Raw genomic sequence first — 16419 nt, forward strand, 5'->3', positions numbered from 1 at the left:
TCAGGGCGAATACGGCGACGATGGGCGTGGCGGCAAGGCCGGCTCAGCCGCTGCTCAACCACGGGGGGTGCGACATTACTACTTGGTTCTAACACTCATTGTCAAAGCCAGATTCAAACGTCGCAGCGCCAGCCAAATAGAAATGTCGTATCTGCTGGTCGGTTTGACCAGCCTGCAGCGTAGAAGGAGGAGGTCTGAACGGGCAGGGCGCGTACGCATCAGGTAATGTCGCTTGCTGACCGACGACCCGGCTTGCGAGGTGGCTGATGCGCTTGCACGTTCTGTTGTGCAAGCTGTTCAATCGCCTGATTCAGATCGGCCTGCGTGAATTGGCGCGGCCGCTTCGTTCCCGGCGCTTTCTCTTTCGCCCGCACCGCAACGCCGTGATTCGTGCGCGAAGGCGAGCCCGCGCGGCGGTCGTCGCGCTGCGCTTGCAGCGCCTGCGCCACCCGCAGAACATGGCCCAAGTGCTTGTGCTCGACGATCGCGCCGGCATCGACTTCGGCCAGCTTGTCGTACTCGCGATACGGCAGCGCCCGGCCGTCCGCACGCAGTTCGATGCGTCCGTCCGGATACTCCCATACTTCCAAGTAGCGCCCGATCAGCTTGCGGTTTGGCGGCGTGTCATCGAGCAGGTAGAGCACGCGATCGTACTGCACCGTGAGCGCTTTGCTTACCTTGCGCGGCGCGCGCCAGGTCAACAGCACATCGAGATCCTCGTCGGCGCGCAGCGGCCGGTGTGCATCGAACGCGCTCTTGGGCGGCTTGGCAAAGCGCGTGTTGTAGGCGGCCATGAAGGAGGGCGCATAGGCATTGGCCGCCTCGATTGTGCTGATGCCGCGCAGCCGCAGTTCCTTGACGAGCCGATCTTGTAATGTATGGTGTGCGCGCTCCACGCGCCCCTTGGCCGGGCTGCTGTTGGCGCAGAACGTGTCGATGTTCAGCTTGTACATCGCCCGGCCGAAGTGCGTCACGCCGTCTGCGCCTTTGGTCGTCGGCCGAAACACGCTGGCCTTGTCGCTGTAAAAGGCCACCGGCTTGCCGTAGCGCTCCAGGTACGCGCGCGTCGCCTCGAAATAGCTGAAGGTCGACTTTGCAGCATCATCAGCCGGCTCGTCGCATCGTCCACATAGACCAGCAGCGTGCATTGCGGCGCCCGCTGCTCGAACCACGCGTGCTCGCTGCCGTCGATCTGCACAAGCTCGCCGAAACACGCGCGCCGGGCCCGCGGTTGATAGACCTTGGGCGGGCGCTGCCGGCGCGGTACCCAGAAGCCGGCATCCGTCATGAGCCGTCTGACCGTTTCCTTGGCCAAGCGGATGCCATGGCATTCCCACAGCTTCTCGCACGCCAGCGTCGGCCCGAAATCGGCATAGCGCTCCCGGATGATCGTCAACGCACGCAGCGCCAATCCCTCGTCTAGCTTCCGGTTCCCAGGATTGCCGCGCTTGCGCGACACCAGTCCCGCCGCGCCGCATTCCCGATAGCGCGTTACCAGCCGCTCGACTTGCCGCACTGTCAGGCCAAGCCGATCCGCAGCTCGGCCTGGCTTAAGACCCAGCTCAACGACTGCCTGGATGACCTTCAATCGATCGAGTTCGCGCATGTTCAGCGTCACGAGTGCGGCTGGCTTCATAGGCGGCTCCTGCATTCGCGCAACGAGCCGCCAGCTTGCCATCAGTTGCAAAACACGACATTTCTATCTAGCTAGAACACGACATTAGGATATAGCCGCTACAACCTATAACGTTGATAATTCACGCAAAGTTAATTGCTCACTAACGCACCTACTACGCGGCGGAGAGCCCCGCGTACAGGCGATTCAAGGCATTAGTGAGCATGCGAAAACCCGCTGCGACCATTTCTTTCAGTGGCTTTCGACGGTGCTCTTCGTCGATTAGGATCGTCATCACTTCGGCTAGGCCGATGCCTGATTCCCGCGCAAGAATTGCTGCCGTCGTGTAGTTCGGAAGCGTCTTGCCCTTCACGTAATTTTCCAGCGTTTTCTGCGGTACGCCCCATGTTTTGGCGGCTCCGTTGACGCTGCGGCCCTTCAAGGCTTTGGCTATCAGTTCCTGGTAGTTCATAGAAAATACCTCCCGCAAGTTAGCAAAAAATGGCTAACATCACATCTAAGCCATATTTGGCTAAGCCGAAATTGACTTAGCACTATGTGGCGAAGTCTAACAGGCTTCGGGAAAAGGTAAACCCGGCGCGTCCTGGTTTCGCATGCGAAAGGTTTGTGTAGCTGGCTGCGCTGCTGTCTCTAGCCCTCGGATGGCGCGGCTTTTGGGTGGGCGGCTGTGGTGGCCGTCCACACTTTTTTAGGATGGGAGTGATGCGTATGACAAGCGTTCGTGTGTTCAACGATCAGCCGTATTTGCATCGTGGGACGGGGGCGTTCTCGTGCATGGGCGAGGCGCTTTCGGTCGGCGAGCGGTTGGATGCGTCCGGGTATTGCCTCGATGCGGTTGACGTTCTTCCTGGTGGTGCTGCGTTGCGTTTCGAGTCGAGCATGACGGGTCTGGTGTATGCGGTTGATGATTTTTCTTTTCGGTGGTGACAGTGATTGCATTGCCGTTCGATTTCGAGCCGGTTGTGAGTGAGCATGGTACGCCGATGCCGCTCGATGTTCGCCGGCCTGACGTGAGCGGTCTGCCTGCGGAAGTCGTGCAAGAGTTGTGCGCATGGTGCGGTGTTGACCGTGCGGGTAGTTGCGGTGCCTGTAGTGATCTAAGAGCTGTGAAGCGCTGAGTGCGCATTGATTCGCCCGACATGGGCTAAGACAAACTGTGTAGTAGTCCTAATTTTTTGGAGTCCTTATGAACAAGCAAAAGTTGACCATCCTGCAAGTTATCAAGCGCGGCGGCATCGCGAAGAAAACCGGCAACGCGTGGGAAATCCACGCAGCGCAATGTGTTCTTGAACAGAGTTTCGAGGGCGAGACGCAAATCCTCGTCGGGACGATCAATTTGCCGGACCAGTTGAAAGCGATTCAGCCGGGCGATTACCTCGCGGATTTCGCGTTTTTCCAGTCCATGGAAGGCAAGCTCGAACCGCGCATTACGTCGCTCGTGCCGTTCGGCGTGAGTGGTCCGAAGCCGAAGGCTGGCGCGGGCTTGGGCGCTCCGGTGTAACGCTGAGTGTGGGTCGCGCGACTGCGGTGCGGCCCATTTTTTCGCATGCGAAATACGGGGATGGTGATGGCGACCAGGGTAAAGAAAGGCGAAGTGCCTCCGTTGAACGGTGACGTTTTCCCGGCGTCGGATGGTCCGGCGTTGCAGTTCGTGGCGCTCGATGCGATCGAATCGGCGGAGCAAGTGCGCACGCAGTTCGATGACGCGACGCTCGCTGAGCTGGCGGACGACATCAAGGCGAACGGTGTCTTGCAGCCGGTGCTGTTGCGTCGGCTCGGTGAGGGGCGTTATCGGTTCATCGCGGGTGAGCGTCGTATTCGCGCTGCGCGTATGGCGGGCCTGTCTGCGGTCCCGGCGCTGGTGGGCGACGTGAGCGATGAGCACGCTGAGGATATGCAACTGGCGGAAAACATCCAGCGTGAGGATTTGAGCCTGCAGGAGGAAGCGCGGGCGGTGCGGCGGCTGTATGACCGGGTGGGTAAGGTCGATCGCGTTGCGCAGCGTGTACATAAGTCTGCGGCGTGGGTGTCCAAGCGGCTCGCATTGACGTATGACGACTTCGATTTGCGCGCGATGAGGCTGCTTCAGGATGGGGTGACGGAGGACATTGAGTTGCTGCAATGCGTTGCAAAGATTGGTGCGCTTGATCTGCATGCGGCTACCCGGATCGATCATGGCATTCGTGAGGGGAAGGTGGGCCGCAAAGAGGCTAGGGCGCTGCTGGCGAAGTTGAAAAAGCTGCCGCAAAAGCCGAAGCGTGCGGAGCTTGAAGCGACAGGCGGAACTGGTTCGGCGGAACCGGAGGGCGGTCCGTCCTTTGACCCCAGGTTGATGCTGTGGGAACTGGTCGATGTAGTGAAGACGGGAGCGGTTGGCTCGATCGCGGAGGTTGTGTCGGGTCTGTCGGCGGATCATCAGCAAGCGGTGCTTGACGTGTGCCGGGACGATTACGAGTGCGGGGCTGGGTGTGCTGGGCTTGGTGGGCTGGCGCTGGTGCGGCGCATTGCTCGCTTGCATGCGAGGGAGCATCTGGAGGATTGGACTGTTCCGGCGTTTTCGATGGGCGCGTTCGGGATGGATTTCGATCTGGGCGGGCTGCTGTCCGAGATTTCGTTAGCCGTGGTCTAAGCATAGTTTCGCTTGCGAAAGGGAGGGCGAGGGGATGCAGAGTTACCCGTTTGATGCGTTGGATCGCATCGCGCTGCAATTGACGCTGTTGAACGTGATGTTTTTTGGCTGGCTTTTATGCAAGGGCGTGGGGTACGTGTCGGCGGTGGTAGGGCGACGCGATCCTCCGAAGAAGTTGATTCGTTCGAAGCTGGCCCGGTCGGACGAATCCTAATTAGCGGGCCACGTGATAGACCCAAGAGGAAAAAGCAGATGAAGAATCTCAAGATGAAATTGGCGGTTGTCGCTGCGGGTGTGGTGGCATCTACGGGCGCGTTCGCTCAGGCGTCGGGCGTTGATGTGACGTCGACCGTGACGGCGATCAACAACGTGGTGCCGTCGTTGATCGCGATTGGCGGCGCAACGTTGGCGGTTGTCGTCGTGGCGTGGGGCTATAAGACGGTGAAGGGTTTTCTTGGTCGTTGAGTTGGTGGTTTTGCATTAGCGCGTTTTGAGGGCGTCTGGGTGACTGGACGCCTTTTTTTCTGGCGGAGGGTTTATGCGTGTGCGGACAGAGCAGCAGGTGGCGCGTCGAGCGATGGTGATCCGGCGGTTTCTTCGGTCGGTTCCGCGTCGGCAGTGCATAGAGGTTTCGCTGTTTTGGCTTGGGGCGTATGGGTTGGTGGCCTGGCTGGTTGGCGCGGTTGTATCGCTGCCGTGGCTGTGTGCGTTTGCGCAGTGGTCGGTTACGCATTCGCGTTGAGGGCTGGGGGTGGCATTTATGGCGCTGTCTGCGGTGGTGTGCGGGCCTGGGGGCGTGGCTGGTGTGACTTACGCCTTGGCGGCTGGCCGGGAGATTGGCTGTGGGACTGATTCGAGCGGTAACGCGCTTTTCTTGCAGGTTTCGACGTTGAGCGATGACCAGCCGGTTATGGGTGGCGAGGTTGTGGGTCTTGAGATTGGCGGGGCGGTTCTTGGCGTGTTGGCGGTTGCGTGGTGTTTGCGGGTGGTGCGCGATTTCATTTACTCGGATGGGGGTGAGGGATGATTTGGTTTTATGAGTGCGTGGCGATCGTTGTTGCGACGTGTTTTGGGGTCGGGTTGATCTTGTTCTCGTGAGTGGTGGGGCTTCGTTATGTCAGGTGTTCTGAGGGGTGCGGCGAGGTCAGCTAGGCGTGTGCGGGTTGCCTTGGCGTTGTATGTGGCGTTGTCGCTGTCGATGCATGTGCAGGCGGCGACTGAGTTGATTTTCGATAGTGCGGGCAACATCGTAGGTTCCTACGTGCCAGAGGCGGTTAACAACTACGTGAACAGCTTGGCGACAGCGCGTCCTTCGGTGCAGTTGTCGGGCGTGATTGCGGCCAAGGGTGCCCAGCGTGGTTATTCGCCTGCATCGTCTATGTCGATGGCGACGATTGAGGCGATCGATGTTGTGACGGCTTCTACCGGGTCTGTTGCGGGTGGTGTAGCGACGACGGTTTGCGCGGCCGGTACGGGGTTTTTGGGCATGGTTGCGTGCGTGGCTGTGGGTGCGGTGGTTGGTGAGGCCGTCAGCGTTGGTGTGCATTCGGCGGCCACGTGGATTTTCGGTGATTCGCCTAGCACGAATGTGACGAGTGTTCCCTCGCGGGGCATTGACACTACTAGTGCGTGTCCTACGGGCACGGCGCCGGTGACGATTGGTATTGGTTGCGATCAGGACAGCGCTGGTAACTCTACGAGGTGTTGGCAGCAGCAAGCGGCTATTCCTCCTGCGGTTGCGCTGTCCGGCTCGGTTCAGGTGCAGGCGTCGCAGTTGCCGATGAAGTTTGGCGGTCCTCGCTGTGAGGGCGGTTACGACTGCTCTTTTACGGCCTATCTCGATCGCGTTTTTTCAAAGTGTCCTGCTGTGGCTGGCGAGGTTCCCGGTGGTGAGCCTGAGTCTGCTGCGAGCGCTGTTGCGGCGCTTTCCGCGTCCGATGCTGCGTCTCCTGTTAATCCGGCTGTGGTTGCGGGTTTGGCCGATGGGTTGTGGCAGCAGGCGAGTAACCAGGCCGGTTACACGGGGGTGCCTTATGACTCTAGCAACCCGATCACGGCGGCTGATGTGACGGCGTGGGATAACGCCAATCCGACGTGGGTGCCATCTGTAGGTGAGGAAGGCGCTGTGAGTCCTGGCGATGGGTCGATGCAGGTGCCTTGGTCCGGCCAGCCTATTGGCGGTTCTGGCACGTCTACCTCGGGCGGTACGTCTACCTCGGGCGGCACGTCTACCTCGGGCGGCACGTCTACCTCGGGCGGCACGTCTACCTCGGGCGGCACGTCTACCTCGGGCGCTAGCGGCACGAGCACGACGACTACGACGACCACTGATCCCTGTTCGGTTGATCCGAACGCGTCTGCGTGCGCTGCGCTTGGTGATCCGCCTGCAGCGTCGGCTGTACCCGCCAGCTCGGCGAGCGTGTCTATGGTGCCGTGGAGTGTTGGCGCGTCTGATGGTGTGTGTCCTGCGCCGATCGTGGTGACGGCGCTTGGATCTGATTATTCGTTTTCGTTCGATCCGGTTTGTACGTTGGCTGAAAAGTTGAGGCCGTTGGTGCTCGCGATGTGTGCTTTGGCCGCGGCGGTCATTGTTGCTATGGGGGTGTCGTCATGAGGATGTTTTGGGTGGCGTGCGTGTTAATCGTCGGTTTCTTCGGCTACTTGCTTATCTCGTGCGTGAGTGAGACGGCGCGGGCTAATGATGCGGCTGCGTTGCTTGCGGTGGCGAGGGCGGGGCGATGACTTGGGCTGTGTGGTTGTTGGGCTTGGTTCAGCCGTTGATCGTCAATGCGTTGATCGCGCTGGGTGTGGGCGTGCTAACCGTTAGCGGTATTGATTTGGCTGTGAATCAGGCGTTGTCGTGGCTTACGTCTTCGGTTGGCGGCTTGACCGCCGATCTTGCTAGCGTGCTTGCGATAGGCGGGATTTTTCAGGGCTTTGGCTATATCGGCGGGGCGATTAGCGCTCGTGTCGCGATGGCTGGCGCGTCGAGTATGAAGAAATTTTTTATCAAATAAGGCTTTGCGATGGCTATCACACTGGTTACGGGGGTCCCGGGCAGTGGTAAGACGCTGTGGGCTGTGTCGTCTCTGCTGAAGGAGGTCAAAGCGGGTCGTCGTGTTGTGGCGAACGGCATTAAGGATTTGGCGATTGACCACGAGCTGTGGGATGACGAAATGGTGCGTCGGTGGCATGAGTGCTGCCTGCCTAATGACGTCATCGTGATTGATGAGGTCCAGCGTATATGGCCGCCGGTTTCGTCGTCCGTTAAGCCGACCGATGATGTCGAGAAGCTGCATGTGCATCGTCATTACGGCGTTGACATAGTGGTGATTACGCAGCATCCAAACCGGATGAACAAGACGGTTCGCGATTTGGTTGGGCGGCATGTGCATGTGCGTCGCCTGTTCGGTGGTAGTCGCGCGATGATTTACGAGTGGGACAGCGCGCACAACCCGAATAGCGGGTTTCGTGATGCGGTAAAGCACATGTGGCCTTACCCGAAGAAGGTGTTCGAGCTTTATACGAGTGCCGAGCTGCATACGAAGCCGAAGGCGGTTATCCCGAAGGCGTTGTTTGTGATGCCTGTCGCGCTCGTGGTTGCTATTGTGCTGGCTGTGAAGGGCTTTCGTAGCGTGGCTGGTGGCTTTGGGTTCGGTGGTGTTGCGAAGCCTTCTGCGGGCGTTGTAGGTGCTTCTGCGGGGTCTTCGGCTGGGGGCGGTGTTGGTCCTGTCAAGCGCGGCGACTCGGCGTCCTGGCGGGTGGCTGGCCGCTATGCGGTGCATGGTCTCGGTTATGTGTTGCTGGTGGATAACCGCGGTCGTTTTCGCCGTGAGTCTGCTGAGGATTTCAAGGGCGATTCGTTGGGTGTGTCTGGCGTTATCGATGGTCAACGGGTGGCTGTTTGGACGGGCGTTTTAGCTGCGGGCGGTGAGGTGGTGGGGGGGCGGAAATGAAGCGGTGGTTCGGCGCGGTCTGTCTGGTGTTTTGTGGATCGGCGTATGCCGGTGATGTGGTGCCGCCTATTCCTACTTTGCCGTTGCCGCCTGCTGGTGGTTCGGCTGTTTCGGGTGCTGTTGTTTCGTCGGGGGCGTTGCGTCCGTTGGCGCGTCCTGTGGGCGGCTCGTTTGATTTTCGGTTCGTGGGCGTTGGCCAGTTGGTGGATCTGCTCTATGACGATGCGTTGCACGTGCCGCACGTGATCAGTTCCGACGTGCTGCAGGACACGCGGCTTGTGTCGTTTCAGTTCGATAGCGGAAAAGGTGATTTGCGTGAGTTCGTCAAAGCGTTTCTGGATTCTGAGGGCTTCGAGGTCACTACGCGAGACGGCGTTGATTTCATCGGGAAGAAGAGGGACGTAGCGCCGGTTGATCGCGAGGTTTATGTTTATGCGCCTCGCTATCGGAGTGCTACGTATTTGCTCGGGCTTGTTGAACCTTTGTTCGGTGGCCGGGTTTCCATGTCCGCGCAAACGGTGGCGGCATCGATGCCTGTTGCCGCTGCTCGTGGATTGGGTGGTGTGGTGCCTGGGTCGGCTACGGCGCCGGTTCAGGTGACTCGTGGGCCGCAGGTGTCGGCTGCCGATCAGCTGGTGTTTGCGGGGACGGGCAGTGACGTCGAGCAGCTCAAGGCGCTGTTGCCGCAGTTGGATACTGCTGTGGGTCAGGTCGTGGTGCGCGGCTGGGCCTATGAGGTTGACGATACGGACGGCGGTAATACGGGATTCAGCATCGTCTCGAAGCTGCTCGGTGTCGGGGTCCAGTTGGGGAGCGGTACGACTGAGACGGATTCGACCGCGTTTCGGTTTGGCGCGGGGCGTGTTGGTGTCGCGATTTCAATGCTTGCCGCTGATTCGCGTTTTCACGAGGTGAGCGCGCCGAATGTGCGTTGCGTTTCTGGTCAGCAGGTGAGGTTGAACGTGGGGCAGCAGGTGCCCACGGTGTCAAGCGTTAGTTATCAGGGTACGAGTGGGACGCCGGTTCAATCGGTTGATTATCAGGACGCGGGGGTGATTTTCAACGTTACGCCTACTGTGTTGCAGGACACGATCCGGCTTGCGGTCGATGAGGAGATTTCCAGTTTTCAAGCGACTACTACGGGCGTGAATAATTCGCCGACGAAAAGCACGCGGTCTTTGCAGACGGTGGCGGCGCTTAAAGATGGTGAGGTGATCGTGCTTGGCGGGCTGATTCAGGGTAGCGACAGCGAGACGCATAGCCGTGAGCGGTTCTTACCGGCCTTTCTGGGTGGTCATACGCAGTCGAAAGGCCGCACAGAGGTTGTTCTTGTGTTGCAGGTTCAGAAGGTGTAGCCGCTAGTGCGTGAAGTGACCCGCTAAGGTGAATGCGAAGTAAAGGGCACCTATAACGGCACCCCAGGCTATGGCCATAACCAGTCTGGATGTGCTTCGGCGTTTTTCGGTGCGGTTGATGATGGTGGCGAGTGAGTTGTCGCTGCCAGCACGTAGTTTCGCGTGGTGTTCGCGGTACCAATCGCGGTCTTGGATGCCCATAGGTTTCCTCGGGTTGTTGTTTTGCGCGTGATTGTAGCCCATTGGTCCTATGCGCTCGAGTATCGGGCGGCTAGCGCTGCGCGGTCTTGAGCAAGCCTTGCAGCAAGTGGCCGTCGTAGTTCATGACCCGCGCGATGAGGCTGCGCATGGTGCGGCAGACGAATTGACGGCCGTCGGGGCGGGTCCATATGAAGTGGCTGCCCTTGCGGATTAGTTTGCGGATCGGCAGTTTGAGCGGGAGCTGCCGCCACGGTGCGAAAACGCCGGTCTTGGCGCGGCGATGGCGCTTGGGCGCGGCGAACCATAGGGGCAGTTGCACGAGGCCGCCGATGAGCGTGAGGGTGAGTTGTTGCATGCCGTTGTCCGTGTGGTTTGGTGCTGCCGGGCCGTCAGATTCTGGAGCCCGGCCATCTGGTTTTCCCCGCGCAAGGGAGGCGTTTTTGCTTGCCGCCAGTCCGCCGAGTTCGATCGCCCACTGCCGAGGGAACGCGCGGCGGAACGTGGGTCAAGGGGGAGGGTTTGTAAAAGTCGGGGGTTTGACTTTTACGGATACCCCCTTGAAGGCGCGTAGCGCCGCCCCGCGTTCTGACGTGCGTTACCGTGCCCGGCTAATGGCGACGGACTCGGCGGACTGGCGGCAAGCGTGCGGTGAGGCTGGGGCGGGGAAAACGCCGCGCGGCGAGCGCCCATAGCGCGCAGCGCTCTGTCTGGGGTGTTGTGTGCATGCGCCGCGTGATGGGCCTTGTGTATGGCGCAGTGGCGGGCCGTTTGGTGGGGTGCGAGGTAGGGCGCGGGCGCGGGCGGGCCTTCGGCGAGCCGTAGGCCGCAGAGGCCGGCGCGCGCAGCGCGCCTAAACTTGTACCTCTAACACTTAACGGAAACGACGGCGGCAAGGCGCTAGCAGTAAGGCAGAGCGGGGAAGTGCAAAAGAAAAACCCGGCGATCGCTGGAACGATCCCGGGCGGTGACTGACATCGGATAAAGGACGTATCCAACGTGAGCGAAGCTATTGTAGACCGTGGTTTGCCGACGTACCAAGATTTACTGAATGAGTGGGGTTCGCCTCAAGCGTTGAACCAGGCGCAAATCGAGGGGCGGGAGACGCGCGAAACGGAAATGTGGTCGCCGTTCAGCGATGAATACCTGGTGCGCACACAACGATTCGAGGATGGCCAGCAAGAGGTCGTTGCGTTCAGCGTGGCCGTTCAACGGCATTTCCAGGAGATACGGCTTCGGCCCCGTGGTGTGCGTGGCAAGCGTGAGCGTTTGCAGGATGAGACCGACGATGACGTGTCCATCAAGTCGGCTAAGTCGCTGAAAACATCGATCGAGCGCTCGAAGCGAATGATTCGCAAGCGGTGTAAGGCGATTCGTGCCGATCGCATGTTGACCTTGTCGACGCGGGAGAACGAAACGCGCCTCGATGTGTGGGCGAAGTGGTGGGACGAGTTCCGGCGACGCTTGAACAAGCTGCAAGATTTCCACTACGTGGCGGTGCTTGAACGCCAAAAGCGCGGGGCGTGGCATATCCACGTTGCGGTCAGCGGCCGACAGAACTGGAAGGTGTTGCGCTCGATCTGGCTATCGGTCATCAGCAAGTCGGGCACCGATGGCGCTGTCAACGATAGTTTGGGCAATGGAAAGATGCGCGCATTGTTTCGCAAGCTGGGCGGCAAGGGGCGCTCGATGCGGCATCGGATCGCCACGTACATCGCGAAGTACGTCGGCAAGGATGCCGACGCGACGACGTTCAACAAAAAGCGCTATTGGACGAGCCGGGGCGTGGTGCTGCCGGAAACGACGACATACGCGCATCTTGGCCCGGAGTGCGGTGCAATGGATGCGGTGGTAGCGGCGCATCAGTGTGTTCTCGAAAACGGTGCGACGTGCGACGGGGCGCAGTTCTTTTGGAACCAGGGGATAGGGGTGTTCTGGATGGCGACGGGCAATGTGACGTGACGGCCGAAGCGGCGCAGTCCTCTGGTAACATCGCAGCGCATCTGTAGGTTCGATGTTACTAATAACGATGATTTGAGAGGGCCATTTGATGGACTGCGTTTCGTTTTCGAAGGCATTTCAGAGCAATATGAATGCGCTGGGGTTACCGGCCCCGTACAGCCTTTTTTCCTCGTTGACGACGGCTCTAGGCAGCCTTGGCGCGATGCTGAATGCATTTAAGTCAGTACCGCCGACTGCAACAGTGGCCGAAGTGCTTGGGGCGACATTTGTTAAAGAGAAACTCGATGTGGTTGGCGTGTTGGCTACGTCATATTACGTTGGGGCTGTCATAGGCAGCATTATTGTTGCGTCTGACTCTGAACGGGCGTGCAAGGATTCGTATCGGAACACGCCGCTCGTAAAATATCGAGCATTCTTTTCGTGGATGGCGAGTCGCGGCGTGTTGATTCCGATGGATATGCAAGTGTTTATTCTGAATAACCCGGAAGTTATTGCGGGCGGTCCGAAGCAGAAGTCTTACGCAATGCGTGCGCGACAATACGGTGCTAAATGATGAGCTGGCTCGGTGACAAGGTGGCGTTGGTGCTGGTGGCGCTTGTTTGCGCGGCTGGGTCATGGGCGATTCTTCATTATTCGGGTCGGTGGTTTTTCCCGGCGGCAACGTTGTTGGCTCTAATCTCGATGTTTCTGGAAATACGTCGATTGAGGGCTTTGCTGGAGAAGCACGGGATAAATCCTCGAAGCAAATAAAAAAACGCCGCTGTTGCGGCGTTTTTATCATGTAGATCGGGTGTGGTTAGGCAATGTCGAGGCGTAGTTGCAAGGCGAATTGCCGCTCGTTAGCTGCTGGTCGGCGTTGAATTACCTGAGTGGCTTGTTTGGCGCGTTGCTCGTGCTCGATGGCGGTTAGGCCCATCTGGTCTTTCATAAGCTCGTGTTCTAGTGTTCGCAATCGGAGTACCGCGACGGCCCACGGCGGGATGACTGCTTTTCCGCCTATCCAGGTTTTTACCGTTCGTTCGTGCCGTTGTAGGAGTCGGCACAGTTGCCGCATGGGGATGCCGCGTGCGTAGTGGTGGAATTCGTTCAACGATGCGGCGTTGTGCCGTGTGAGGATTTTTTGCTTGCGGTGAGTCATGCTTTGGTTGGTCTCTCAGGCTGTTTCTTTTGTGCTTCGATGAAGCCGTGTAAGCGTACCGGCTCGAAGCGAAAAGATGTGAGGCTTCGTAGGCGCTGTGGCGTGTGAGCTACTAACTTTCGTCTGACTTACAAACTCGATTTTGAGTTGATAATTCACGTTATGTCAAATCAATCAACAACCGACCACAACACCGCACGCCATCCAGCCGTGACCGTCCGGCCGCACACGCCCAGGACGCCGAACGCCCCCGCGCTTGACCTGCGTCAACGCCGTTTGTCCCCGATCAACCACACTCGCCACAAGGTGCTCGAATCGACTCGGAGGTGGGTCTTGGCCACGCTGGCGATCGTTTTCCTCGTGGTGCTCCTGCTCAACCTGATCCCCGCGTTCGCACCGCCCACATGGATGGTCATGTCGTGGATCGGCTTCAACATCGACCACGGCCGTCCATTGCTGTCATGGCGACGTCCAGTGAAATCCCCCGACGAAATCGCACACGGCCGTATCGGCCGCTGATTCGGCAGCAGCCGATGCGCCCCAACGATCCTCTGCCTCTGCCCGCTCGCCCCTATCTGGCGCGCTGGCTCCCCCTGTGGGCGCTTCTGCTCAACTATCAGCGTCAGTGGCTCGCCAAGGATCTATTCGCAGGCCTGGCGCTCTCGGCCATACTCGTGCCCGTCGGCCTCAGCTATGCGGAAGCCGCCCGATTGCCGCTCATGGTCGGGCTCTACGCAACGATCGGCGCGCTGGTCGGATATGCCATTTTCGGGCCGAGCCGCATCCTCGTCCTGGGCCCCGATTCGGCGTTGGCTGCTGTGATCGCAGCCACGATCGTCCCGCTTGCGCGCGGCGATGCGGCGCAAACCGTCGCACTTGCGTCCATGCTCGCCATCATGTCCGGGGTTATCTGTGTGCTGTTCGGTATCGCCAAGCTCGGCTTCGTCACCGACCTGCTCTCTCAACCGATCCGGTACGGCTACCTCAACGGCATCGCGGTCACGCTCATCGCAAGCGAAATTCCCCGCTTACTGGGTATCGAAACCTCGAACGGTGCAGTGATACAAAGCCTCACACACACTGCACGCAGCGTGCTGAGCGGCAAGACGAACGTGATTTCGGCCGTCATCGGTCTCGCCTGCATGGCGCTCGTGCTGTTACCGCGACGACTGGCTCCCCGGTTTCCTGGCGTGTTGATCGCCGTTATCGCCGCGGGGGCGGCAGGCTGGTGGCTGCATAAGCAGCACGTGGCGCTGGGGCCCGCAATCGCATCGATGACGCCAGGTTGGATCTCGCCGAGCTTGCCCGCACTATCGCCGCGCGCCTTCGCAAGCCTCGCGGGCGGCGCAGTTGCGATTGCGCTGGTTTCGTTCGCCGATACGACCATCCTGTCGCGCGTATTCGCGCGAGCGCAAGGCGGTGAAACCGATCGGAATCAAGAACTCGTTGCGCTCGGGGCGGCCAACTTGTTCTCGGGTTTCCTCAGTGGCTGTCCGGTAAGCAGCAGCACCACGCGTACGCCTGTCGCGCAAGCAGCGGGTGCCCAGACGCAAGTGGCCAATCTCATTGCCGCAGCTTCAACTGCCCTCATTGTGTGGGCTGCGCCCACGCTCATCAACCACCTGCCCGACACCGCGCTCGCCGCAGTGGTCATCTGTGCGGCGCTCGGGATTGTCGAGACACGCAACGTCGCCCGCCTTTATCGCATTCAACGCATCGAGTTCGCGATATCGATGCTCTGTCTGATCGGTGTCGTGCTGCTGGGCGTGCTGCCAGGTATCGTCATCTCGGTCGCGCTTGCTCTGGCATCGTTCGTCTGGCGAGCGTGGCATCCCTATGACGCCGTACTAGGAAAAATGCCCAGCCGACGGGGATACCACGACATCAGCCGGCACCCGGAAGCCAAGCAATTTGCCGGCCTACTCCTGTTTCGCTGGGACGCCCCACTCTTCTTCGCCAACAGCGAGATCTTCGCCGATCATCTCCGCCGCGCCGTGTCCCGTTCGCGCACGCGCGTGAAGTCGATCATCATCGCGGCCGAACCGGTAACCGACATCGACATTACCGCGGCCGATACGCTCGTCAAATTACGCGAAGCGCTTGACAGCGCCGGCATCCGACTCTATTTCGCAGAGATGAAAGGGCCGGTGAAAGACCAGTTGCATCGGTATGGATTGTTTGCATCGCTAGGGGGCGATGGATGCTTCTTCGCCACAGTAGGCGAAGCGGTCGAACACACTATCGAGCGCCGGCGCCGGCGCCCGGTCGCTATCCGTCAGCGCGAAAAAAGAACGCGCGGCAGCCGACGCCTGGGTACATCCAACGCGCGCAGGCTCGTATCTCGCCGATAGGCCGTTGCTGCCGCGTCTGTCGTGTCCGGCACCATCGGCGCCAATATTCGAGCGTCAACGATAAGACGGGTCTTTGATGTCGGTCAATCGGTCCTTTGTTGCGCGATGCCACCATCGGTCGAACGATGCAGCGTTTCAGGAGACCGATTGTGACTCACGACATGCAAGCGGCGGCGGCATCAGAGCGCCCCTTCCAACCGCTGGATCCGCAGGCGAGCCTGGCGCTCAAGCTTCGGCATGCGGTGCAATGCGCCGTGCTGGCCCCATCGAGTCATAACTCCCAGCCCTGGCACTTCATCGTCGAAGACGACGCGATCACATTGTGTGCCGATCGCATGCGTGCGCTGCCGGTTGTCGATCCGTTCGATCGCGAGTTGATCATCAGCTGCGGTGCCGCCCTCATGAACCTGCGTATAGCGCTCAACTACTACGGCTTCGCCTACCGGATTACGCTGTTCCCTTCGGAGGTCGATCCCGACGTACTCGCGCATGTCCGCCTGGAGCACGCCGGTTTCAAAGACGCCAGCCTGCCACCATTGTTCGACGCGATTGCCGAGCGCGCGACGGTCCGCAAGCCGTTTGAACGCGCACCGCTGCCCGATAGCGTCAAGCGCGCGTTGACCGATGCGGGAGAGGCAGAAGGCGCGCACGTTGTCTGCATCGACGACGCCAAGGCACGCGCGCGCATCGCTGAACTGATCGCCGAAGCCGACGCGCAGCAGTTCGCCGATCCGCGCTTTCGGCGCGAACTCGCGTGCTGGATCCACCCCAAGCGCAGCCTCGACGGCATGCCGACCGAAGCCGCCGGTGTTGCCGCGCTGCTGGATTTCGGCGTTCCGATCGTCGCGTCGGCGATTCGCACCTTCGACGTCGGCGGCGGCATGGCCGCCATGCACCGCGAGCTGTTGGAAGGCTCGCCGCTGCTGCTCCTGATCGCCACCGATCGTGACGATCGCGAAGCCTGGCTTGCAGCCGGCCAAGCGTTGGAGCGCGTGCTGCTTAGAGCCGTCAACAGTGGGCTCGCCGCTTCATATCTGAATCAACCCATCGAAGTTTCATCGCTGCGTGAGCGCTTGTGTGCCGAGATCGGCCTTCACGCGACGCCTCAGCTCCTGCTCAGAATCGGCCACGGGCCACAGGCCGTCGAACGTTCGCCAAGGCGGCCGCTGAGCGACGTGATCTGGTGAAGCCGTG

17 protein-coding genes and 1 pseudogene are annotated in these 16419 nt (G+C 60.1%); 14 read left to right on the forward strand and 4 right to left on the reverse strand.

All coding sequences use genetic code 11. The features are described from left to right. Nucleotides 1-218: 218 nt before the first annotated feature. Both C0Z19_RS03100 and C0Z19_RS03105 read right to left on the reverse strand, forming a co-directional pair. A pseudogene (locus C0Z19_RS03100) lies at nt 219-1636 on the reverse strand (ISNCY family transposase). Between the two features lie 154 nt (nt 1637-1790). Beyond that, a complete protein-coding gene (locus C0Z19_RS03105; RefSeq protein WP_102608325.1) occupies nt 1791-2087 on the reverse strand; it encodes a hypothetical protein in 297 nt (98 codons plus the stop codon). A 272-nt stretch (nt 2088-2359) separates the two neighbouring features. On the opposite strand from C0Z19_RS03105, the gene C0Z19_RS03110 reads away from it, so the two are divergent. From C0Z19_RS03110 to C0Z19_RS03155, 9 genes are all read left to right on the forward strand, one after another. Further along, the gene (locus C0Z19_RS03110) at nt 2360-2563 is read left to right on the forward strand and encodes a hypothetical protein (RefSeq protein ID WP_146011986.1); all 204 of its coding nucleotides are present in this window, start codon (nt 2360-2362) and stop codon (nt 2561-2563) included. Between the two features lie 259 nt (nt 2564-2822). Continuing rightward, a complete protein-coding gene (locus C0Z19_RS03115; RefSeq protein ID WP_102608327.1) occupies nt 2823-3137 on the forward strand; it encodes a cellulose synthase in 315 nt (104 codons plus the stop codon). Nucleotides 3138-3197: 60 nt separating this feature from the next. Continuing rightward, nucleotides 3198-4265: a ParB/RepB/Spo0J family partition protein gene (locus tag C0Z19_RS03120; RefSeq protein WP_158242937.1), complete on the forward strand. Its 1068-nt coding sequence runs from the start codon at nt 3198-3200 to the stop codon at nt 4263-4265. A gap of 34 nt (nt 4266-4299) precedes the next feature. Next, complete coding sequence (locus C0Z19_RS03125; protein WP_102608329.1) at nt 4300-4479, forward strand: hypothetical protein; 180 nt, start codon at nt 4300-4302, stop codon at nt 4477-4479. A 38-nt stretch (nt 4480-4517) separates the two neighbouring features. Then, a complete protein-coding gene (locus C0Z19_RS03130) occupies nt 4518-4730 on the forward strand; it encodes a major capsid protein (protein WP_102608330.1) in 213 nt (70 codons plus the stop codon). 715 nt (nt 4731-5445) lie between these two features. Beyond that, on the forward strand, nt 5446-6879 hold the full coding sequence (locus tag C0Z19_RS27880) for a virulence factor TspB C-terminal domain-related protein (protein WP_146011987.1): 1434 nt from the start codon (nt 5446-5448) through the stop codon (nt 6877-6879). Nucleotides 6880-7003: 124 nt separating this feature from the next. Next, entirely contained in the window at nt 7004-7282 is a 279-nt protein-coding gene (locus tag C0Z19_RS03145; RefSeq protein WP_102608333.1) for a DUF2523 family protein, read from the forward strand. A gap of 9 nt (nt 7283-7291) precedes the next feature. After that, nucleotides 7292-8221 (forward strand): zonular occludens toxin domain-containing protein, encoded by a 930-nt coding sequence (locus C0Z19_RS03150; protein WP_102608334.1) that lies wholly within the window; start codon nt 7292-7294, stop codon nt 8219-8221. After that, nucleotides 8218-9576: a type II secretion system protein GspD gene (locus C0Z19_RS03155; RefSeq protein WP_102608335.1), complete on the forward strand. Its 1359-nt coding sequence runs from the start codon at nt 8218-8220 to the stop codon at nt 9574-9576. Before C0Z19_RS03150 ends, C0Z19_RS03155 begins: the two co-directional genes overlap by 4 nt. Nucleotides 9577-9847: 271 nt before the next feature. Here C0Z19_RS03155 and C0Z19_RS03160 read toward each other — a convergent pair whose 3' ends face one another. Then, nucleotides 9848-10132 (reverse strand): hypothetical protein, encoded by a 285-nt coding sequence (locus tag C0Z19_RS03160; RefSeq protein WP_102608336.1) that lies wholly within the window; start codon nt 10130-10132, stop codon nt 9848-9850. Nucleotides 10133-10893: 761 nt separating this feature from the next. Between C0Z19_RS03160 and C0Z19_RS03165 the strand changes: the two genes are divergently transcribed. Both C0Z19_RS03165 and C0Z19_RS03170 read left to right on the forward strand, forming a co-directional pair. Then, nucleotides 10894-11736 carry a rolling circle replication-associated protein gene (locus C0Z19_RS03165; protein ID WP_102608517.1) on the forward strand — a complete coding sequence of 281 codons (843 nt, stop codon included), beginning with the start codon at nt 10894-10896 and terminating at the stop codon, nt 11734-11736. Between the two features lie 127 nt (nt 11737-11863). Then, nucleotides 11864-12289: a hypothetical protein gene (locus tag C0Z19_RS03170; RefSeq protein ID WP_146011988.1), complete on the forward strand. Its 426-nt coding sequence runs from the start codon at nt 11864-11866 to the stop codon at nt 12287-12289. Nucleotides 12290-12532: 243 nt separating this feature from the next. Here the strand turns inward: C0Z19_RS03170 and C0Z19_RS27885 are convergent, their stop codons facing one another. Further along, entirely contained in the window at nt 12533-12874 is a 342-nt protein-coding gene (locus C0Z19_RS27885; protein WP_146011989.1) for a hypothetical protein, read from the reverse strand. Between the two features lie 333 nt (nt 12875-13207). On the opposite strand from C0Z19_RS27885, the gene C0Z19_RS03180 reads away from it, so the two are divergent. From C0Z19_RS03180 to C0Z19_RS03190, 3 genes are all read left to right on the forward strand, one after another. Then, nucleotides 13208-13393 (forward strand): hypothetical protein, encoded by a 186-nt coding sequence (locus C0Z19_RS03180; RefSeq protein WP_102608338.1) that lies wholly within the window; start codon nt 13208-13210, stop codon nt 13391-13393. A 14-nt stretch (nt 13394-13407) separates the two neighbouring features. Beyond that, entirely contained in the window at nt 13408-15225 is a 1818-nt protein-coding gene (locus tag C0Z19_RS03185; RefSeq protein ID WP_102608339.1) for a SulP family inorganic anion transporter, read from the forward strand. A gap of 161 nt (nt 15226-15386) precedes the next feature. Then, complete coding sequence (locus tag C0Z19_RS03190) at nt 15387-16412, forward strand: Acg family FMN-binding oxidoreductase (protein WP_102608519.1); 1026 nt, start codon at nt 15387-15389, stop codon at nt 16410-16412. Nucleotides 16413-16419 lie beyond the last annotated feature (7 nt).

It is taken from the genome of Trinickia soli, assembly GCF_002879855.1.
Classification (GTDB): domain Bacteria; phylum Pseudomonadota; class Gammaproteobacteria; order Burkholderiales; family Burkholderiaceae; genus Trinickia; species Trinickia soli.